The sequence below is a fragment of the Photobacterium panuliri genome (genome assembly GCF_059920555.1).
Map to the genome: position 1 here is coordinate 97,443 of NZ_CP197192.1, position 17,655 is coordinate 115,097.

28 protein-coding genes are annotated in these 17,655 nt (G+C 49.2%); 4 read left to right on the forward strand and 24 right to left on the reverse strand.

All coding sequences use genetic code 11. From position 1 onward, the window contains the following. Positions 1–4 precede the first annotated feature (4 nt). From ACSF8X_RS00465 to ACSF8X_RS00480, 4 genes are read left to right on the forward strand one after another with little or no spacing between them, the layout of a single operon-like run. Positions 5–799 carry an OmpA family protein gene (locus ACSF8X_RS00465; RefSeq protein ID WP_047880910.1) on the forward strand — a complete coding sequence of 265 codons (795 nt, stop codon included), beginning with the start codon at positions 5–7 and terminating at the stop codon, positions 797–799. Then, entirely contained in the window at positions 796–3,474 is a 2,679-nt protein-coding gene (locus tag ACSF8X_RS00470; protein WP_500850462.1) for an SLBB domain-containing protein, read from the forward strand. The genes ACSF8X_RS00465 and ACSF8X_RS00470 overlap by 4 nt, the downstream gene beginning before the upstream one ends. Continuing rightward, a complete protein-coding gene (locus ACSF8X_RS00475) occupies positions 3,471–4,142 on the forward strand; it encodes a P-loop NTPase family protein (RefSeq protein ID WP_500850463.1) in 672 nt (223 codons plus the stop codon). Before ACSF8X_RS00470 ends, ACSF8X_RS00475 begins: the two co-directional genes overlap by 4 nt. Positions 4,143–4,181: 39 nt before the next feature. Next, the gene (locus ACSF8X_RS00480; protein ID WP_500850464.1) at positions 4,182–5,651 is read left to right on the forward strand and encodes a response regulator; all 1,470 of its coding nucleotides are present in this window, start codon (positions 4,182–4,184) and stop codon (positions 5,649–5,651) included. A 20-nt stretch (positions 5,652–5,671) separates the two neighbouring features. Here ACSF8X_RS00480 and ACSF8X_RS00485 read toward each other — a convergent pair whose 3' ends face one another. The 24 genes from ACSF8X_RS00485 to rpsS all read right to left on the reverse strand — a co-directional run bounded on the left by ACSF8X_RS00485 (position 5,672) and on the right by rpsS (position 17,635). After that, positions 5,672–6,652, reverse strand: a complete 981-nt coding sequence (locus ACSF8X_RS00485; protein ID WP_500850465.1) for a glycosyltransferase family 4 protein — start codon at positions 6,650–6,652, stop codon at positions 5,672–5,674. A gap of 98 nt (positions 6,653–6,750) precedes the next feature. After that, a complete protein-coding gene (rplQ, locus tag ACSF8X_RS00490) occupies positions 6,751–7,137 on the reverse strand; it encodes a 50S ribosomal protein L17 (protein WP_027251964.1) in 387 nt (128 codons plus the stop codon). A gap of 33 nt (positions 7,138–7,170) precedes the next feature. Then, positions 7,171–8,160, reverse strand: coding sequence for a DNA-directed RNA polymerase subunit alpha (locus tag ACSF8X_RS00495; RefSeq protein ID WP_047880905.1), 990 nt, complete (start codon positions 8,158–8,160; stop codon positions 7,171–7,173). 23 nt (positions 8,161–8,183) lie between these two features. Beyond that, entirely contained in the window at positions 8,184–8,804 is a 621-nt protein-coding gene (gene rpsD, locus ACSF8X_RS00500) for a 30S ribosomal protein S4 (RefSeq protein WP_047880904.1), read from the reverse strand. A 27-nt stretch (positions 8,805–8,831) separates the two neighbouring features. After that, entirely contained in the window at positions 8,832–9,221 is a 390-nt protein-coding gene (rpsK, locus tag ACSF8X_RS00505) for a 30S ribosomal protein S11 (protein ID WP_036817716.1), read from the reverse strand. A 17-nt stretch (positions 9,222–9,238) separates the two neighbouring features. After that, a complete protein-coding gene (gene rpsM, locus ACSF8X_RS00510) occupies positions 9,239–9,595 on the reverse strand; it encodes a 30S ribosomal protein S13 (protein WP_047880903.1) in 357 nt (118 codons plus the stop codon). A gap of 145 nt (positions 9,596–9,740) precedes the next feature. Then, the gene (gene rpmJ, locus ACSF8X_RS00515; protein WP_000868186.1) at positions 9,741–9,854 is read right to left on the reverse strand and encodes a 50S ribosomal protein L36; all 114 of its coding nucleotides are present in this window, start codon (positions 9,852–9,854) and stop codon (positions 9,741–9,743) included. A 23-nt stretch (positions 9,855–9,877) separates the two neighbouring features. Then, entirely contained in the window at positions 9,878–11,203 is a 1,326-nt protein-coding gene (secY, locus tag ACSF8X_RS00520; RefSeq protein WP_047880902.1) for a preprotein translocase subunit SecY, read from the reverse strand. 22 nt (positions 11,204–11,225) lie between these two features. Further along, a complete protein-coding gene (rplO, locus tag ACSF8X_RS00525; protein ID WP_047880901.1) occupies positions 11,226–11,660 on the reverse strand; it encodes a 50S ribosomal protein L15 in 435 nt (144 codons plus the stop codon). Between the two features lie 5 nt (positions 11,661–11,665). Next, entirely contained in the window at positions 11,666–11,845 is a 180-nt protein-coding gene (rpmD, locus tag ACSF8X_RS00530; RefSeq protein ID WP_047876503.1) for a 50S ribosomal protein L30, read from the reverse strand. 5 nt (positions 11,846–11,850) lie between these two features. Then, a complete protein-coding gene (gene rpsE, locus ACSF8X_RS00535) occupies positions 11,851–12,348 on the reverse strand; it encodes a 30S ribosomal protein S5 (protein ID WP_047880900.1) in 498 nt (165 codons plus the stop codon). Between the two features lie 12 nt (positions 12,349–12,360). Then, a complete protein-coding gene (gene rplR, locus ACSF8X_RS00540; protein ID WP_047880899.1) occupies positions 12,361–12,714 on the reverse strand; it encodes a 50S ribosomal protein L18 in 354 nt (117 codons plus the stop codon). Between the two features lie 9 nt (positions 12,715–12,723). After that, positions 12,724–13,257, reverse strand: a complete 534-nt coding sequence (gene rplF, locus ACSF8X_RS00545) for a 50S ribosomal protein L6 (RefSeq protein WP_047880898.1) — start codon at positions 13,255–13,257, stop codon at positions 12,724–12,726. Positions 13,258–13,269: 12 nt separating this feature from the next. Beyond that, on the reverse strand, positions 13,270–13,662 hold the full coding sequence (gene rpsH / locus ACSF8X_RS00550; protein WP_039465402.1) for a 30S ribosomal protein S8: 393 nt from the start codon (positions 13,660–13,662) through the stop codon (positions 13,270–13,272). Positions 13,663–13,698: 36 nt separating this feature from the next. Continuing rightward, positions 13,699–14,004: a 30S ribosomal protein S14 gene (gene rpsN / locus ACSF8X_RS00555; RefSeq protein WP_047880897.1), complete on the reverse strand. Its 306-nt coding sequence runs from the start codon at positions 14,002–14,004 to the stop codon at positions 13,699–13,701. A 15-nt stretch (positions 14,005–14,019) separates the two neighbouring features. Next, a complete protein-coding gene (rplE, locus tag ACSF8X_RS00560; RefSeq protein ID WP_047880896.1) occupies positions 14,020–14,559 on the reverse strand; it encodes a 50S ribosomal protein L5 in 540 nt (179 codons plus the stop codon). A 15-nt stretch (positions 14,560–14,574) separates the two neighbouring features. Beyond that, positions 14,575–14,886, reverse strand: coding sequence for a 50S ribosomal protein L24 (gene rplX, locus ACSF8X_RS00565; protein WP_047876497.1), 312 nt, complete (start codon positions 14,884–14,886; stop codon positions 14,575–14,577). A 12-nt stretch (positions 14,887–14,898) separates the two neighbouring features. Continuing rightward, entirely contained in the window at positions 14,899–15,270 is a 372-nt protein-coding gene (rplN, locus tag ACSF8X_RS00570) for a 50S ribosomal protein L14 (RefSeq protein ID WP_047876496.1), read from the reverse strand. A gap of 163 nt (positions 15,271–15,433) precedes the next feature. Further along, positions 15,434–15,688, reverse strand: coding sequence for a 30S ribosomal protein S17 (gene rpsQ / locus ACSF8X_RS00575; protein WP_047880895.1), 255 nt, complete (start codon positions 15,686–15,688; stop codon positions 15,434–15,436). After that, entirely contained in the window at positions 15,688–15,879 is a 192-nt protein-coding gene (rpmC, locus tag ACSF8X_RS00580; RefSeq protein ID WP_047880894.1) for a 50S ribosomal protein L29, read from the reverse strand. Before rpmC ends, rpsQ begins: the two co-directional genes overlap by 1 nt. Next, complete coding sequence (gene rplP / locus ACSF8X_RS00585) at positions 15,879–16,289, reverse strand: 50S ribosomal protein L16 (RefSeq protein ID WP_047876493.1); 411 nt, start codon at positions 16,287–16,289, stop codon at positions 15,879–15,881. The genes rpmC and rplP overlap by 1 nt, the downstream gene beginning before the upstream one ends. An 11-nt stretch (positions 16,290–16,300) precedes the next feature. Next, positions 16,301–16,990, reverse strand: a complete 690-nt coding sequence (gene rpsC, locus ACSF8X_RS00590) for a 30S ribosomal protein S3 (RefSeq protein ID WP_047880893.1) — start codon at positions 16,988–16,990, stop codon at positions 16,301–16,303. Between the two features lie 19 nt (positions 16,991–17,009). Further along, positions 17,010–17,342: a 50S ribosomal protein L22 gene (gene rplV / locus ACSF8X_RS00595; RefSeq protein ID WP_047880892.1), complete on the reverse strand. Its 333-nt coding sequence runs from the start codon at positions 17,340–17,342 to the stop codon at positions 17,010–17,012. Between the two features lie 14 nt (positions 17,343–17,356). Next, positions 17,357–17,635, reverse strand: coding sequence for a 30S ribosomal protein S19 (gene rpsS, locus ACSF8X_RS00600; protein WP_007469141.1), 279 nt, complete (start codon positions 17,633–17,635; stop codon positions 17,357–17,359). Between the last annotated feature and the right edge of the window lie 20 nt (positions 17,636–17,655).

Sequence of the window (17,655 nt, forward strand, 5' to 3'; positions counted from 1 at the left end):
CAGGATGGGAAAACTCTTAAGCCTATTAATCATGTTCCTCTTGAGCAGCTGCGCCACATGGCCGACAACCAGTGACACCCCTTATTCTGCACCGGACGTTGATCAATGGCACGAGCTTGAACACCATGGCTTCGAGCTCCAACTACTGGCAACCCGGGGCGCCAAGCTTTGCCTGCCGGGGCAATACCAGCGGCTTGCCAACCTCCATGACAAAGCCGGCCAAGAACACAAGGCAGGCTTTACCGATGATGCCGATATCACCCTGCTGACCTACCAAACCCAGTTTGCCAAAATCCAACGCCAGATGGACTGGCTCGAGCACCACACCGAGTGTCTGGATACCCGTTACTCTGAGATCCAGCTGCGGGACCAATTCCTGCTCTTGATGCGGGTCGACAACCAATTTGCCTTCAACCGGGTTAAGCTGCTTCCCGATTACCAAAATGCGTTGCGACGTGCTGCTGCAATCCTAAAACGCCAAGAGCACTGGCAGCTAGAGCTAACCGGCCATACCGACACCATAGGTACCGAGCAGAGTAACTACCAACTTGGCATGCGCCGGGCAGATACCGTGCGGCGCTACATGATTGAACAGGGTGTCGACTCGCACCAAATTTCCATTTTCAGTGCTGGTGAAAAAGAGTCGTTCGAAGATCCCAATTCACGTACCCAGCGACTCAGCAACCGCAAGGTTGAAGCCCGAGTATTGGTTGACCACCATACCCGCTCCCCACACCGGGTGTATTCCCTCAGTGACTGGCATGCCGTCAAAGAACAGTTAACCCCAGGTTCGCTATGATCCGGTTGCTGCTGCTCTTACTCAGTACACTCATTGTCACCCCGGTATGGGGAGATACCCTGACACCCGGCGACCGGGTCTTTATCCAGCTACCCGGGGAACGCGACTTCGACGAACCATTCACCATTGATGATCAGGGCCAAATCCGACTGCCTGAAATCGGGCTGGTCCCCATCGAGGGGTTGACCCAGCCACAAGCCGAGCAACGCCTGCGCGAAAGGCTCACGACCGTTTATCGCAATCTCGACGAGTTCAAGCTCAACATCCTCGAGCAAGTCCTGCGGGTGCAAGTTCTCGGTTATGTCGAGGAGCCCGGGATGATATCGCTAAAACCCGGTGCCAATGTCCAAATGGCGATTTCCGCCGCTGGCGGAGCCCGGCCCGGTGCCCAGCTCGATCAATTCAAGTTGATCCGAAACGGCAGCCCCCTGCAATTTAATTACAAAGCCTACCTCGACGATGGCGACCCGGCCAAGCTACCCGCGTTGCAGGGCGGGGATACGATTTTTGTCCCCTCCTCGCCGCTGCTCGGCAATGTCGAGGTAAATTTTGATGCCGCATCGCTGACCAAAGGCGGAGATGCCGACGAACAGCAAGGGATCACCATTTTCGGTGAATTACGCAATCCCGGAACCTTCAGCTTTAAACCGGGCATGACAGTCGTCGATGCCGTGATGCGCGCCGAGGGGGTCACCCGGTACGCGGATGTGACCAAGATCCGGGTGATCACTGACAATATCCCCTACCAATTCGACCTGAAGGCTTACCTAGACAGCGGTGATACCAGCAACCTGCCGCCCATCAAGCCCGGTACCACCATTTTCGCCCCGATAGAAGTCGAAGACATCAACACCACCTCGCGTACCGTGTATGTCATGGGTGAGGTCAAATCACCCGGTGCCTACGAAAGCTCGCCGGGCACCGGCTTCATCGATGTTCTGGCCAACGCCGGCGGGCCGACCCGCTTTGCCGATACCACCCAAATCAAGCTGCTAAGCAACACCAAGGCTGCGATGAGTATCAACCTTGTCAAATATACCCAGACACCGGCACTTTACCCGCTGCCTGACATGATGCCGGGCGATGTCATCTTCATTCCGGAAAAAATCGACTTCAATGAAAAGTCGTGGCTGAAAGTAACTAACGACCGGGCAATAAAAATCATCGGCGCAGTCAATAACCCTGGCCGCTTCGAATGGAATGACACCATGAGCTTTATGGATCTGCTGGCCCATGCCGGTGGCCCCAAACAACAAACCAACCTGTCGAACATTCGTATTGTGCGCGAAGGGGCCGGCAGCGACGAAGAGCGGGTGACCACGTTCAATTTCGAAGCATTCACCAAACAGGGCAAGCCACAAAACCAACTACCGCAATTAAAGGCCGGCGATACCATCATCTTCGATGAGCTCCCCCACGACCCGACTGACAATAAGGCCAGCTGGCTTCGCCAATCTGCCCAGGACTCCATTTATATCTTCGGCCAAGTTGGTGCGCCGGGGCGCTATGCATTCAACGGCGAACAAGGGTTCCTCGATATATTGTCCGCTGCCGACGGCCCGACCGGGGAAGCCGATATACAAGATGTGCTGATCACCCACCGTAACGGCAAGACCACCAAGGTAACCCGTTTCAACCTCGCCCGTTATTTCAAAACTGGCAATGAGGCTCTGCTGCCGAAGGTTGTTGCCGGCGATGTGATTTTTGTCCCGCAGGTAGATACCGTCGCCGACACGGAAGCGGTCAAGGTTATGGGGGCGGTTAAATCCCCCGGCCGCTTCAACTGGAATGTCAGCATGACCTTCCTCGATGTACTCGCCATGGCGGGCGGGCCGCTGCAGCAGGCCAATATCACCAATATCCGTATCATCAAGGAAAACCGCCAGTCGCAAGACAACGTGCTGTACTTCGACCTCGACAATTTTATCAATGAAGGCGGCAGCTTTACTGCCCTGCCCCGGCTAGCGGCCGGTGATACCATCGTCATCGACGAGCTGCCCCACGACCCGACTGACAACAAATCCAGCTGGATCCGCCAATCGGCCGATGATTCCATCTATGTGTTCGGTCAGGTCGGTGCACCGGGACGCTATGCCTTCAACCGCGAGCTGGGCTTCCTTGATATCCTCTCGGCAGCGGATGGCCCCAATGGCGATGCCGACCTTCGCCAAATCCGGATCAGCCACCGGAATGACAGTACAGCCAGGGTGACCCGGCTCAACCTATCCCTGTATTTTGAAACCGGCGACGAAACCCTCATCCCGAAAATCGTGCCCGGCGATGTTATCTACGTGCCGAAACTGGAAGGGAACTGGCTCGATAAGCCTGCCGGGCAAGTCGTGCGGTTAATGGGCTCGGTTAATAAACCCGGTCGCTACCCCTTCAACAGCCAGATGAATATTCTCGATTTGCTGGCAGAAGCCGGAGGCCCAACCGATAACGCTTATATCGAGCGGATCATGATCGTCAATACCTCTTGCTGTGGTGACAAAGCCCAGACATTCAACCTGCGTGACTATGTCATCGACCCAGCCCGTTACCCGCTACCGCTATTGCGGGCAGGCGACACTGTCTATGTCCCCAACCTCGATGACTCCGTCGGCGAAAAATGGCGCCAGGGCCTACGAGATGTATTGGGTATCGTCACTTTAATCGCCTTGGGGGCAACATTATGAAACCGTGGCTCAGTGGGGAATATGATCAACTCTTTCACCAGCTCCATCAGCACAATGCGCGGGTGATCACCCTCGCTGGCGCCTCAAGCCACTGCGGCACGTCCACCCACTGCAACTGGTTAGCCCGTCGCTGTGCCGAAGATCACAAGGTATTACTGATCGACCTTGATCTTACCGGATCCGGCCAAGGCTATTCATCCAAACCGTGGGACAGCAATGGGGATGCCGTCATCCAGCTGACCGAAAAACTGGACTTACTGCCGCGTCCAAGTGAGGCGCAGACCATCTTGGAACTGCGCCAAATGACGTCATTCCAACAAGCTCTTAACCGCTGGAAGCAGGATTACCACTATATCCTTTGCGATGTCGGTACCATTGCCCATGGTAATTGGCGAAACATGCCGATCAATGCACTTAGCGATGCAACAATCCTCTGCCTTGCCGCGGCCAAAACGACCGAAAGTGAGCTGCTGACCTGCATCAGCAAACTTGAGCAAAACGGCATTTCCTTGCTGGGCACGCTAATCAATGATCAATCCAACCCGTCACTCGCAGAAGAAATAATCCGAGTGCTGAATGGAAAAGCGCGATGGGTACCACAGCGGCTAAAACGTAAACTCATCAATTACTTGCAAAGTAGCCCGCTATTACAAGGAAAATACCAGTAATAACGCAAATAGCGCAGGCCCCACCTAGGATGAGCCGACATGAATCAGATTTTATTCCAACGACAGTTTGATCTGAGCTACGAGAACCTTGCCCACATTCGCCAGACACTGGATGAAAGAGCCTCTTTGCTTCACCTCTCCCCCGATCAGCTCCAAGGTATCAAACTAGTCTGCAGCGAGTACTGCACCAATTTGCTTGATCACCAAGAAGTACCGGCAACTCGATGTACCCTCAGCTACGGCAAGTTTTCCGGTCAATACCGATTCGCCATTCACGATAACGGCTCGCCCTGGCCTGGGCAAACCCAGTACCTATCAGAGGCCGAGTTACCCGATCTCCCGTGTGAATCAGGAATGGGACTTGCCATAATAAAGGCCACATTCCCTGAATTTAGCTATCAAATCTTACCTGATCACAACAAAATTGAGTTTACACTCCCTTTATCATCCTCCCGCAAACATCTGGTCATTGTTGATGACAGCCTCAGCCAACTCACCATGCTAACGCACTATCTTGATAAAAATTATCAGCTCTCTATTTTCAGTCAGGCAGATGATGCGTTGAAATGGTTGGAGGCCAATCACTGTGACTTAGTCCTCACCGACTTATGGATGCCGAATATCAACGGCTTGGAGTTTCGACAGCAGGTGGGGGAGCTCCGCCACCACCGTTTATTACCCTTTATTTTTCTCTCAGGCGACACCTCGGCAGAAACCATAACGGCGGTCACCCAGTCAGGAATTGATGACTTCCTGACCAAGCCCATCAACAAGCGGCACCTACTACAAGTATTGGATAGGGTACTCAATCGACATCACCATCTACAGCAAGCGTTTGAAGACAACCTATTGCAGCAACTCGAAAATACAGCGCCGCCGAGGGATGGGCACAGAACAACATCAATCACTGTTGGAAAACTCAACGTTCAAATAAGCCAGCAACCGAAGATCAGCGGTGACTTTTTTATAAATCAAACACTTGCAGATAAATCAGAAATCATGATCCTTGGCGATCTCATGGGGCATGGCATCGTCGCCAAAGCCAACGGCGGAATTTGCTACGGACTGCTCCAAGGACTACTGCTCAACCCCGACCAAACCCCAAAGCAGTTATGCAAGCAGCTTAACCAGTACCTTTACCACACCCTGCCCTGTAGCCTCGTATGCTTGCTTGTTATTCATATCAGTATGGAAAATACCGTTACCCTCTACAACGCAGGAATGCCAAAACCCATCATCTGTGAGAATACCTGCCAGCATATCGATGAGAGTATGGGGCTTTTAGGGTTGTTTGATACATTGCAAATGGAAACCAGCCAGCTAACAATCGGGCCTAATGACAGCTTACATAGTTACAGTGATGGCTTGCTAGACTCTGTGCTCCCCGAGCAAGAACGGCAAAACCTTGTACGTATGTCGATCACAGAGCGCCATCAATATTTGTGGCAACGCAGCCCCGAGAACAATGCGGATGACCGCACCTTAATCACCCTAAGCTATAGTGGCTAAACGTCTGGAGATGATCACAGCTAGGCCAAGCGGTAGATCTTCGCCAGCTCCGGCCAACACGCTTCGGCACTGAAATGTGCTTTCACTCTCTGCTGCTGATAGTGTGATAACGCCAGCCATGACCCACCACCTTCGCGCTCAAGATCTATAACCCTTGTGCTCAGTGACAGCCAGTCGCTCTCTGCAACGATACAATCGCTCTTCAGCAAAGAGCACATCTCGCCAACATCCGTCGATAAAACCACAACGCCATTCTCCATCGCCTCTAGTGCAACCATCGGCATTCCCTCAGCCCGCGATGGAATAAGTAAGACATCCAGGTGTTGCCAATACGGCGCCATCGACGGCACTGAACCGTGCCATGTCAGTGCTTCGCCCTCCAATAAATGAGCTTGCTCACCATCACCAAAAACATGGCATTCACAATCGGGTAATTGGTGGCTTAGCAAGACGAAACGATCAATGGCTTTTTCATGGCTAAGCCGCCCGACGAATCCTACTTGCAAAGTGGCATGACGATCCCGTTTTATCATTTCCTTTTGGCAATGAACAAAATTGCGCTGCAATTTGCAAGGGAATAACTGGGCTTTCCTAATTTGCTCACTAACCGCGAGGTTATCGGAAAGACCTGCGGTACAGCGGTTGATCCATTCATAACAAGCAAGCCTGCCAGATAACCGCTCACCCGCATGGAAAGTCGTAACAACATGAAAGGGGGCAAATAGAGAAAAAAAGCGAGAGATGATAGAGGCTTTGTATCCATGGGCATGAACGACATCAGAGCCTTTTAAACGCCGGAAAAAAGCAGTTACAGAGGAATCAGACAGGAAGCGATAGGGAATACGGTGTAATTTGAGTTGATCGTACTGTGGATGTGATGGGTAGTGCTGGAGAAATACAACTTCAACCTCGACCTGTTGCGACTGAAGCAGCATTGCCAATTGCTGAATATGGCTTTCAACGCCGCCAAACCCAGAACTATCGACGAGCAGGTAAATCATGCACTCACTCTCTTGTTAATCTAGGAAACAAGAAAATCAATGCATAAAAAAAGCCGAGTCTTACGACTCGGCTTCTTTTTTATTTAACGAGCTTTTGCTTATTCAGCAGCAGCTTCTTCCTGAGCTTCAGGACGGTCTACTAGCTCGATGTAAGCCATAGGGGCTTTATCGCCAGCACGGAAACCGCATTTCATGATGCGAGTGTAACCGCCTGGACGCTGAGCAAAACGTGGACCCAGTTCGTTAAATAGTTTCGCAACAACTTCGTTGTCACGAGTACGTGCGAATGCAAGACGACGGTTAGCAACACTGTCAGTCTTAGCTAGTGTAATCAATGGCTCAATTACGCGACGCAGCTCTTTTGCCTTAGGCAGGGTAGTCTTGATAAGCTCGTGACGTACCAGAGAGCTAGCCATGTTGCTAAACATAGCCTTGCGGTGGCTGCTGTTGCGGTTGAGTTGACGACCACTCTTACGATGGCGCATGACCTAATCCTTCTAACTAGATATCAGTAACTATTAATCTTCAGCGATAGATGCTGGCGGCCAGTTTTCTAGGCGCATACCTAGAGACAGACCACGTGAAGCCAGCACGTCTTTGATTTCTGTCAAAGACTTCTTACCAAGGTTAGGCGTTTTAAGAAGCTCAACCTCAGTGCGCTGAACGAGATCACCGATGTAATGGATCGCTTCTGCTTTCAGACAGTTAGCAGAGCGAACAGTTAGTTCAAGATCGTCTACAGGACGCAGTAGGATCGGATCGAACTCCGGCTTCTCTTCTTTCTCTTCAGGAACTCGTACATCACGAAGATCTACGAATGCATCCAATTGCTCAGCTAGAATAGTAGCTGCACGACGGATAGCTTCCTCTGGGTCAAGAGTACCGTTGGTTTCCATATCGATTACAAGCTTGTCAAGGTCAGTACGTTGTTCAACACGTGCTGCTTCAACTGCGTAAGCGATGCGGTCAACTGGGCTGAATGTTGCATCAACCAGTAGACGACCAATTGGACGCTCGTCTTCTTCTGTGTGAATACGAGCAGACGCCGGTACGTAGCCACGACCACGCTCTACCTTGATGCGCATGCTGATATCAGCATTGTCATCAGTAATGTGGCAGATTACGTGCTCTGGGTTCGCAATCTCAACATCACCATCATGGGTGATGTCACCTGCAACAACAGGGCCTGCACCAGATTTATTCAGAGTAATGATTACTTCATCCTTACCCTCAACCTTAACGGCTAGGCCTTTAAGGTTTAGAAGGATCTCAAGGATATCTTCCTGAATACCTTCTTTGGTGCTGTACTCGTGCAACACGCCATCGATTTCTACTTCAGTTACGGCACAACCCGGCATTGAAGATAGAAGAATACGACGTAGCGCATTACCAAGAGTGTGGCCGAAACCACGCTCTAGTGGCTCAAGAGTTACTTTGGCATGCGTACTGCTAACTTGTTCAATATCAACAAGACGCGGCTTAAGAAATTCTGTTACAGAACCCTGCATTGTGTCCTCTCTTAACTGTAGCCTTACTTAGAGTAAAGCTCGACGATCAGGTGTTCGTTGATGTCGGCAGACAAATCAGAACGTTCTGGAAGACGCTTGAAAGTACCTTCCATCTTGCTGTTGTCTACTTCGACCCAAGTCGGTAGTTCACGCTGAGTAGCAACTTCAAGAGCCGCTTTGATGCGTGCTTGGTTCTTAGCTTTCTCGCGAACGCTAACAACGTCGTTAGCCGCTACCTGGAAAGAAGGAACGTTTACGACTTGACCGTTAACTAGAATCGCTTTGTGGCTTACCAGCTGACGTGCTTCTGCGCGAGTTGCGCCAAAGCCCATGCGGTAAACTACGTTGTCTAGACGACCTTCAAGAAGCTGAAGCAGGTTTTCACCTGTGTTGCCCTTGATGCGAGCCGCTTCTTGGTAGTAGTTACGGAATTGCTTCTCAAGTACGCCGTAAGTACGACGAACTTTCTGCTTCTCACGAAGCTGAACGCCGTAGTCAGATAGACGACCGCGACGAGCACCGTGCATGCCAGGTGCATTATCAATTTTACACTTGGTATCAATCGCGCGTACACCAGACTTAAGGAATAAGTCAGTGCCTTCGCGACGGCTAAGCTTCAGCTTAGGACCCAAATATCTTGCCATGTTCTTTCTCCAGTTTTCCTAGAAACGTTATACGCGACGTTTCTTAGGTGGACGACAACCGTTATGAGGGATCGGAGTCGCATCAACAATGTTAGTGATACGGAAACCCGCAGCGTTAAGCGCGCGGATAGTAGACTCACGACCTGGACCTGGGCCCTTAACCATAACTTCTAGGTTCTTAACGCCATACTCTTTGGCCATTTCGCCAGCGCGCTCAGCAGCAACCTGTGCAGCGAACGGAGTTGACTTACGAGAACCACGGAAACCTGAACCACCGGCAGTAGCCCAAGACAGAGCGTTACCCTGACGGTCAGTGATGGTCACGATTGTGTTGTTGAAAGAAGCATGAATGTGCGCAACGCCATCAGCTACTTGCTTGCGTACGCGCTTACGAGCGCGAGTTGGTTGTTTAGCCATTGTACTCTACCTTCCGATTATTTCTTGATCGGCTTGCGCGGACCCTTACGGGTACGTGCGTTGGTTTTAGTACGCTGTCCACGTAGTGGTAGACTGCGACGATGACGAAGACCACGGTAACAACCAAGATCCATTAGGCGCTTGATGTTCATGGAAACTTCACGACGTAGATCACCTTCTACAGTGTATTTAGCTACACCATCACGCAGTAGATCGATCTGCTCTTCAGTTAGTTCACTGATCTTAACACTTTCAGCAATACCCACTTCAGCTAGGATAGCTTTTGAGCGAGTTTTACCAATACCGTAAATCGCAGTAAGAGCGATTACAGAATGTTTATGATCAGGAATGTTAATGCCTGCAATACGGGCCACTATTCACTCCTAGTACTTTTCAAGAATTACCACTGCAAAGCCCGTCTAGGATACGCAGCGGCGGAACAATTCTTTTGCACACACAAAAGATTGGTTGGCTAATTTAGCCAACCTACCTTAAATTTGCAAGAAATATTTCTGCTAATTAGCCTTGGCGCTGTTTGTGCTTTGGCTCACTGCAAATTACACGCACAACACCGTTGCGCTTGATAACTTTACAGTTACGGCAGATTTTCTTAACGGAAGCACGAACTTTCATTGCTAAACTCCGTAAATGGGATCTTAACGGCCAGAGCCCTTAAGATTAGCCTTTTTCAACACAGACTCATATTGTTGAGACATCAGGTGTGTCTGAACTTGAGCCATGAAGTCCATAATGACTACAACTACGATAAGTAGTGAAGTACCGCCAAAATAGAAGCGGACATTCCATGCAATCATCATAAACTCGGGGATCAGACAGATAAAGGTAATGTACAGAGCACCAACCAAAGTTAGGCGAGTCATCACTTTATCTATGTATTTTGCGGTCTGCTCTCCCGGGCGAATACCAGGTACGAACGCACCAGACTTCTTCAGGTTATCTGCTGTTTCACGCGGGTTGAAAACCAGCGCCGTATAGAAGAAGCAGAAGAAGATAATCGCAGCTGCATAAAGCATTACATACAGTGGCTGACCTGGGCTTAGTGCCAATGAAATGTCACTTAGCCAAGTTAGCTTGTCATTCTGACCGAACCACTGAGCCAGTGTACCCGGGAACAGAATAATACTAGATGCAAAGATTGCTGGAATTACCCCTGCCATGTTGATTTTCAACGGCAGATGCGTGCTTTGCGCAGCGAAGACACGACGGCCCTGCTGACGCTTGGCGTAGTTAACAACGATACGACGCTGACCACGCTCCATAAACACAACAAAGTAAATTACAGCAAACGAAATAACTGCAATTAACAGTAGAAGAAGAACATGCAATTCGCCTTGACGCGCTTGCTCCACTGTCTGTCCAATAGCCGGCGGCAAACCTGCAACAATACCTGTGAAGATGATCAGAGATATACCGTTACCTATGCCACGCTCTGTAATTTGCTCACCCAACCACATCAGGAACATGGTACCGGTAACCAAACTAACAACCGCAACGAAGTAGAATCCTAGGCCAGGATTAACGACAAGGCCTGGGATCATACTTGGTAACCCTGTTGCAATACCAATTGCTTGGAAGGTTGCCAAAACAAGCGTGCCGTAACGGGTATACTGGCTAATCTTACGACGGCCAGACTCCCCTTCCTTCTTCAATTCGGCCAGTGCCGGATGAACAACCGTCAGCAACTGAACAATGATCGATGCCGAAATATACGGCATGATACCCAGTGCTAAAATGGAAGCACGCTCAAGTGCACCACCAGAGAACATGTTAAACAGTTCAATGATGGTGCCCTTTTGCTGTTCGAACAGATCGGCAAGTACAGCAGCGTCAATACCAGGAATAGGCACAAAGGAGCCTGCTCGGAAAATTAAGATCGCACCTAATACGAATAGTAGGCGAGACTTAAGCTCTGCTAGTCCACTTTGGGCGCTACGAAAATCTTGTCCTGGTTGTTTAGCCATCTGTACCTCATCCTCGAGTTAATTATTCCTCGATTTTACCGCCTGCAGCTTCGATAGCAGCTTTAGCGCCTTTAGTCACGCGTAGACCTTTAACTGTTACAGCGCGAGCAATTTCACCAGAAAGAACGATTTTTGCGAAAGCAATGTTCTTAGTGATGATGTTCGCAGCCTTAAGAGTTTCTAGGCTTACTACGTCACCTTCAACACGCGCTAGCTCAGCTAGACGAACTTCAGCTGTTACCAAGCTCTTACGAGAAGTAAAACCGAATTTTGGTAGACGCTGTTTCAAAGGCATTTGACCGCCTTCGAAGCCTGGACGTACAGAACCACCTGAACGTGATTTCTGACCTTTGTGACCACGGCCACAAGTTTTGCCCAGACCTGAACCGATACCACGACCTACGCGCTTCGCAGAAGGCTTAGAACCCGCAGCCGGTGATAGAGTATTCAAACGCATTCTGATTACTCCTCAACTTTAACCATGTAGTAAACTTTGTTGATCATGCCGCGTACGCAAGCAGTATCTTCAAGTTCAACAGTGTGGTTGATACGACGAAGGCCTAGGCCCAGCAAAGTAGCTTTATGCTTCGGTAGACGACCGATAGAGCTCTTTGTCTGTGTTACTTTAATAGTCTTAGCCATGTCGATTACTCCAGAATTTCTTTAACAGAAAGACCACGCTTAGCAGCGATCATTTCTGGAGAGTTCATGCCACTCAAACCATCAATAGTCGCGCGAACGATGTTGATTGGGTTTGTAGAGCCGTATGCTTTAGCTAGAACGTTGCGAACACCCGCAACTTCTAGTACTGCACGCATTGCACCGCCGGCGATGATACCAGTACCTTCTGAAGCAGGCTGCATGTACACTTTAGAACCAGTGTGTGCGCCTTTAACAGCGTGGTGTAGAGTACCTTCGTTCAGTGCAACATTAATCATGTTGCGACGTGCTTTTTCCATCGCTTTTTGGATCGCAGCAGGAACTTCACGTGCCTTACCGTAACCGAAACCAACGCGACCGTTACCGTCACCAACAACAGTTAGTGCAGTAAAGCTGAAAATACGACCACCTTTAACCGTCTTAGATACGCGGTTAACAGCGATCAGCTTTTCATGCAAATCTGATTGAGTTTTTTCGTTAGCCATCTTCCGCCTACCTTAGAATTTCAGACCAGCTTCACGAGCAGCTTCTGCTAGTGCAGCCACACGGCCGTGGTATTGGAAACCAGAACGATCGAATGCAACGCTAGAAACGCCTTTTTCAATCGCGCGCTCAGCAATAGCTTTACCTACAGCTGCAGCAGCGTCTTTGTTACCGGTGCTCTTAACTTGCTCACGGATCGCTTTTTCTACTGTAGAAGCGGCTGCGATTACTTCAGAACCGTTTGGTGCGATAACCTGAGCGTACACGTGACGTGGAGTACGGTGTACAACCAGGCGAGTTGCACCCAGTTCAGCAATCTTACGACGTGCACGGGTCGCACGACGGATACGAGATGCTTTCTTATCCATAGTGTTACCTTACTTCTTCTTAGCTTCTTTAGTACGCACATTTTCATCTGCGTAACGAACACCTTTGCCTTTGTAAGGCTCAGGACTACGGTAAGCGCGAATGTCAGCAGCTACTTGGCCAACTACCTGCTTATCAGTACCAGTTAGTACGATTTCAGTTTGAGTTGGGCACTCAGCTTTGATGCCAGCTGGAAGTTCGTGCTCTACTGGGTGAGAGAAACCAAGAGTCAGAGCTACAGCGTTGCCTTTGATAGCAGCACGGTAACCTACACCCTTAAGAACAAGCTTCTTAGTGTAACCTTCAGTAACACCAACAACCATGTTGTTAACTAGTGCACGAGCAGTACCTGCTTGCGCCCAAGCTTTCTCGAAACCTTCACGAGGACCGAAAGTGATCTGGCTCTCTTCCTGGGAAAGAACTACTGCTTCATGGATAACGCGAGTTAGTTCGCCTTTTCCACCTTTAACAGTGATTTCCTGACCGTTAAGCTTAACTTCTACGCCGGCAGGAATTACTACAGGTGCTTTTGCAACACGAGACATTTCCTACTCCTATTATGCTACGTAGCAGATAATCTCACCGCCAAGACCCGCTTTGCGAGCAGCGCGGTCGGTCATCAGACCCTTGGAAGTGGACACAACAGCAATACCTAGACCGCCCATAACTGACGGAAGCGCATCTTTTTTCTTGTAGATGCGTAGGCCAGGGCGTGAAACGCGCTGGATTTGCTCGATAACTGGGTTAGCTTCGAAGTACTTAAGTGTAACTTCTAGCTCAGGCTTAACTTCACCAGAGATGGTGTAGTCAGCCACGTAACCTTCTTCTTTAAGCAGTGCTGCGATAGCAACTTTTAGCTTAGAAGATGGCATTTTTACAGCAACTTTTTTCGCTGCCTGACCGTTGCGAATGCGGGTCAGCATATCCGAAATCGGATCTTGCATGCTCATAAGTCAATTACTCCGTGATTCTAATTGGGTAACAAATTACCAGCTAGCTTTACGCAGACCCGGAATCTCGCCTTTCATGCAAGCTTCACGAACCTTGATACGGCATAGACCGAACTTACGTAGGTAGCCGTGTGGACGACCAGTCTGGTTACAGCGGTTACGCTGACGAGACTTAGCAGAATCACGTGGTAGTGACTGAAGTTTAAGCACTGCATTCCAGCGATCTTCTTCAGACGCATTCACGTCTTTGATTAGAGCTTTAAGCGCCGCACGCTTCTCAGCGAACTTTGCTACTAGCTTTGCACGTTTTACTTCACGTGCCTTCATGGATTCTTTAGCCATTAGTAACCCTTACTTTTACTTACGGAATGGGAAGTTAAAAGCAGATAGCAGAGCACAAGCTTCTTCGTCAGATTTCGCAGAAGTCGTGATTGTGATGTCTAGACCACGTACACGATCAACTTTATCGTAATCGATTTCTGGGAAGATAATCTGCTCACGAACGCCCATGCTGTAGTTACCACGACCGTCGAATGATTTCGGGTTTAGACCACGGAAATCTCGGATACGAGGTACAGCAATTGAAATTAGACGCTCGAAAAAGTCCCACATACGTTCGCCACGTAGAGTCACTTTACAGCCAATAGGGTAGCCCTCACGGATCTTAAAGCCAGCAACAGACTTACGAGCTTTTGTGATCAGCGGCTTTTGGCCAGAAATGGCGGCCATATCTGCTGCTGCATTCTCAAGAAGCTTCTTGTCGTTGATCGCGTCACCCACACCCATGTTAAGTGTGATTTTCTCGATCCTTGGGACTTGCATGATGCTCTTGTATTCAAACTTTTCAGAAAGCTCGCTTACAATAGACTCTTTGTAGTAATCATGCAGTTTCGCCATAGTACTACTCCAAAATTACTTAATAGTTTCGCCAGTCGACTTGAAGAAACGAACTTTTTTGCCGTCTTCAAATCGGAAGCCTACACGGTCCGCTTTACCTTCACCGTTTACGATTGCAACGTTAGAAGCGTCAATTGCTGCTTCTTTTTCAACGATGCCACCTTGGATGCCCATAGCCGGTACAGGCTTCTGGTGCTTCTTAACAAGGTTGATACCTTCAACGATTACTTTACCGGTTGCTAGAACCTTAGATACTTTACCTTTCTTACCTTTGTCTTTACCAGTAAGAACGATAACTTCGTCGTTACGACGGATTTTAGCTGCCATTTGAATTACTCCTTACAGTACTTCAGGCGCTAGTGAAACGATCTTCATGAACTTATCACCACGAAGCTCACGAGTCACAGGGCCGAAAATACGAGTACCGATTGGTTGCTCAGTTGTGTTGTTCAACAGTACGCAAGCATTACGGTCAAAACGAATGACAGAGCCGTCTGGACGACGAACGCCTTTACGAGTGCGCACAACCACCGCTTTCAGTACATCACCCTTTTTAACTTTACCGCGAGGAATTGCTTCCTTAACAGTAACTTTGATGACATCACCGATATGTGCATAGCGACGGTGTGAACCACCCAGAACCTTAATACACATTACGCTACGTGCGCCGGAGTTATCGGCTGCATCAAGCATACTTTGCATTTGGATCATGTTAGTGCTCCGCTAATTTTAAACATCTAGACCCATCACGGGTCGCTTTGCCTTTTTAACAAAGGCGGCGAATGATAACACTCTTTTTGCCGATTGAATAGACAAAAAATAAACGGCCCCAAATTTTTTCGGGGCCGCTGTGCTATATCGTAGTTAAGTTCGCTTAACCGCGAGCTTTTTCTACAACGCGTACCAGAGTCCAAGATTTGTTCTTAGACAGTGGACGGCACTCACGAATCTCAACAGTGTCGCCTAGACCACACTCGTTGTTCTCGTCGTGCGCGTGAAGCTTAGTCGTGCGAGTGATGTACTTACCGTAGATTGGGTGTTTCACCTTACGCTCGATAGCAACAACGATAGACTTGTCCATCTTGTCGCTTACTACGCGACCAAGCTGAGTACGAATTTTCTCGCTCATTATGCGTCCGCCTTCTCAGTCAGAACGGTTTTAACACGTGCGATATCGCGACGTACAGCTTTTAGAGTGTGAGTCTGCTGAAGCTGGCCAGTTGCAGCTTGCATGCGCAGGTTAAACTGCTCACGTAGCAGGTTCACAAGCTCAGCATTCAGTTCTTCAACGCTTTTAGCGCGCAGATCTTGTGCGTTCATCACATCACCGCCTTAGTTACGAATGTTGTCTTGATTGGTAGCTTACGTGCAGCAAGATCGAATGCTTCACGAGCTAGTGTTTCAGAAACACCATCCATTTCGTATAGAACTTTACCTGGTTGAATCTGTGCTACCCAGTACTCAACGTTACCCTTACCTTTACCTTGACGAACTTCAAGAGGCTTAGATGTGATTGGTTTGTCTGGGAATACACGAATCCAGATTTGGCCCTGACGTTTGATATGACGAGTCATAGCACGACGTGCCGCTTCGATCTGACGAGCAGTTAGGCGACCACGGCCAACAGCTTTAAGACCAAATGTACCGAAGCTTACATCAGTACCGTTCGCTAGACCGCGGTTACGACCTTTAAAAGTCTTGCGGAATTTAGTGCGTTTAGGTTGCAGCATCAATAAACTCCTTATTTACGGCCTTTGCGCTGCTTCTTAGGCTTGTCAGCCTTTGGCTCTTCAACCGGCATACCGCCTAGAACTTCACCTTTGAAGATCCAAACTTTAACGCCGATAACACCGTATTGGGTGTGAGCCGAAGAAGTTGCGTAATCAATGTCAGCACGAAGAGTGTGTAGAGGCACACGGCCTTCACGGTACCACTCAGTACGTGCGATTTCAGCGCCGCCTAGACGACCGCTTACTTCAACTTTGATACCTTTAGCGCCAAGACGCATAGCGTTCTGAACTGCACGCTTCATAGCGCGACGGAACATAACACGACGCTCTAGCTGAGACGAAATGCTGTCTGCAACTAGTTGACCGTCTAGCTCTGGCTTACGTACTTCAGCGATGTTGATCTGAGCTGGAACACCAGCGATCTTAGCAACGCGAGCGCGTAGTTTCTCTACGTCTTCACCTTTCTTACCGATTACAACGCCTGGACGAGCAGTGTGAATAGTTACACGGATGCTCTTCGCTGGACGCTCGATAACGATGCGTGATAGTGAAGCTTTTGCTAGTTCCTTAGTAAGGAACTGACGTACCTTGAAGTCGCCGTCTAGGTTGTCAGCGAAATCTTGGCTGTTAGCAAACCAAGTGGTATTCCAAGGCTTAACGATGCCAAGACGAATACCATTAGGATGTACTTTTTGACCCATTGCTTTCTCTCCTAGTCTCTTAGCGGTCTGCTACAACAACAGTGATGTGGCTAGAACGCTTCAAGATGCGATCGGCACGGCCTTTAGCACGAGGCATAATACGCTTCATGACTGGACCTTCATCAACGAAGATTTTAGCTACTGATAGATCATCAATATCTGCGCCTTCGTTGTGTTCTGCGTTAGCGATAGCTGACTCTAGAACTTTCTTGATTAGATCAGCAGCTTTTTTGTTGCTGAAAGTCAGAATTTCTAGTGCTTGTGCAACTGGCTTACCGCGCAGTTGATCAGCAACCAAACGTGCTTTCTGCGGTGAGATGCGAGCAAAGCGATGTTTAGCGATAGCTTCCATTACCTATACTCCTCTTAGCGCTTCTTAGCTTTCTTATCCGCAGCGTGACCGCGGTAAGTACGTGTTGGTGCAAATTCGCCTAGCTTGTGACCGATCATTTCTTCAGAAACGAAAACAGGAACGTGCTGACGACCATTATGGACAGCGATGGTCAAACCGATCATCTGAGGGATGATCATTGAGCGACGGGACCAAGTCTTAACAGGCTTCTTGTCACCGCTTTCCACCGCTTTCTCTACCTTCTTCAGCAAGTGCAGGTCAATAAAAGGACCTTTCTTGAGAGAACGTGGCATGGCTTATCCTCTGATATAAA

Bases quoted from the DNA above. Each gene is read 5' to 3' on its own strand.
- ACSF8X_RS00465 (WP_047880910.1), top strand. From the start codon at position 5: ATGGGAAAACTCTTAAGCCTATTAATCATGTTCCTCTTGAGCAGCTGC.
- ACSF8X_RS00470 (WP_500850462.1), top strand. From the start codon at position 796: ATGATCCGGTTGCTGCTGCTCTTACTCAGTACACTCATTGTCACCCCG.
- ACSF8X_RS00475 (WP_500850463.1), top strand. From the start codon at position 3,471: ATGAAACCGTGGCTCAGTGGGGAATATGATCAACTCTTTCACCAGCTC.
- ACSF8X_RS00480 (WP_500850464.1), top strand. From the start codon at position 4,182: ATGAATCAGATTTTATTCCAACGACAGTTTGATCTGAGCTACGAGAAC.
- ACSF8X_RS00485 (WP_500850465.1), bottom strand. From the start codon at position 6,652: ATGATTTACCTGCTCGTCGATAGTTCTGGGTTTGGCGGCGTTGAAAGC.
- rplQ (WP_027251964.1), bottom strand. From the start codon at position 7,137: ATGCGCCATCGTAAGAGTGGTCGTCAACTCAACCGCAACAGCAGCCAC.
- ACSF8X_RS00495 (WP_047880905.1), bottom strand. From the start codon at position 8,160: ATGCAGGGTTCTGTAACAGAATTTCTTAAGCCGCGTCTTGTTGATATT.
- rpsD (WP_047880904.1), bottom strand. From the start codon at position 8,804: ATGGCAAGATATTTGGGTCCTAAGCTGAAGCTTAGCCGTCGCGAAGGC.
- rpsK (WP_036817716.1), bottom strand. From the start codon at position 9,221: ATGGCTAAACAACCAACTCGCGCTCGTAAGCGCGTACGCAAGCAAGTA.
- rpmJ (WP_000868186.1), bottom strand. From the start codon at position 9,854: ATGAAAGTTCGTGCTTCCGTTAAGAAAATCTGCCGTAACTGTAAAGTT.
- secY (WP_047880902.1), bottom strand. From the start codon at position 11,203: ATGGCTAAACAACCAGGACAAGATTTTCGTAGCGCCCAAAGTGGACTA.
- rplO (WP_047880901.1), bottom strand. From the start codon at position 11,660: ATGCGTTTGAATACTCTATCACCGGCTGCGGGTTCTAAGCCTTCTGCG.
- rpmD (WP_047876503.1), bottom strand. From the start codon at position 11,845: ATGGCTAAGACTATTAAAGTAACACAGACAAAGAGCTCTATCGGTCGT.
- rpsE (WP_047880900.1), bottom strand. From the start codon at position 12,348: ATGGCTAACGAAAAAACTCAATCAGATTTGCATGAAAAGCTGATCGCT.
- rplR (WP_047880899.1), bottom strand. From the start codon at position 12,714: ATGGATAAGAAAGCATCTCGTATCCGTCGTGCGACCCGTGCACGTCGT.
- rplF (WP_047880898.1), bottom strand. From the start codon at position 13,257: ATGTCTCGTGTTGCAAAAGCACCTGTAGTAATTCCTGCCGGCGTAGAA.
- rpsH (WP_039465402.1), bottom strand. From the start codon at position 13,662: ATGAGCATGCAAGATCCGATTTCGGATATGCTGACCCGCATTCGCAAC.
- rpsN (WP_047880897.1), bottom strand. From the start codon at position 14,004: ATGGCTAAAGAATCCATGAAGGCACGTGAAGTAAAACGTGCAAAGCTA.
- rplE (WP_047880896.1), bottom strand. From the start codon at position 14,559: ATGGCGAAACTGCATGATTACTACAAAGAGTCTATTGTAAGCGAGCTT.
- rplX (WP_047876497.1), bottom strand. From the start codon at position 14,886: ATGGCAGCTAAAATCCGTCGTAACGACGAAGTTATCGTTCTTACTGGT.
- rplN (WP_047876496.1), bottom strand. From the start codon at position 15,270: ATGATCCAAATGCAAAGTATGCTTGATGCAGCCGATAACTCCGGCGCA.
- rpsQ (WP_047880895.1), bottom strand. From the start codon at position 15,688: ATGAGCGAGAAAATTCGTACTCAGCTTGGTCGCGTAGTAAGCGACAAG.
- rpmC (WP_047880894.1), bottom strand. From the start codon at position 15,879: ATGAACGCACAAGATCTGCGCGCTAAAAGCGTTGAAGAACTGAATGCT.
- rplP (WP_047876493.1), bottom strand. From the start codon at position 16,289: ATGCTGCAACCTAAACGCACTAAATTCCGCAAGACTTTTAAAGGTCGT.
- rpsC (WP_047880893.1), bottom strand. From the start codon at position 16,990: ATGGGTCAAAAAGTACATCCTAATGGTATTCGTCTTGGCATCGTTAAG.
- rplV (WP_047880892.1), bottom strand. From the start codon at position 17,342: ATGGAAGCTATCGCTAAACATCGCTTTGCTCGCATCTCACCGCAGAAA.
- rpsS (WP_007469141.1), bottom strand. From the start codon at position 17,635: ATGCCACGTTCTCTCAAGAAAGGTCCTTTTATTGACCTGCACTTGCTG.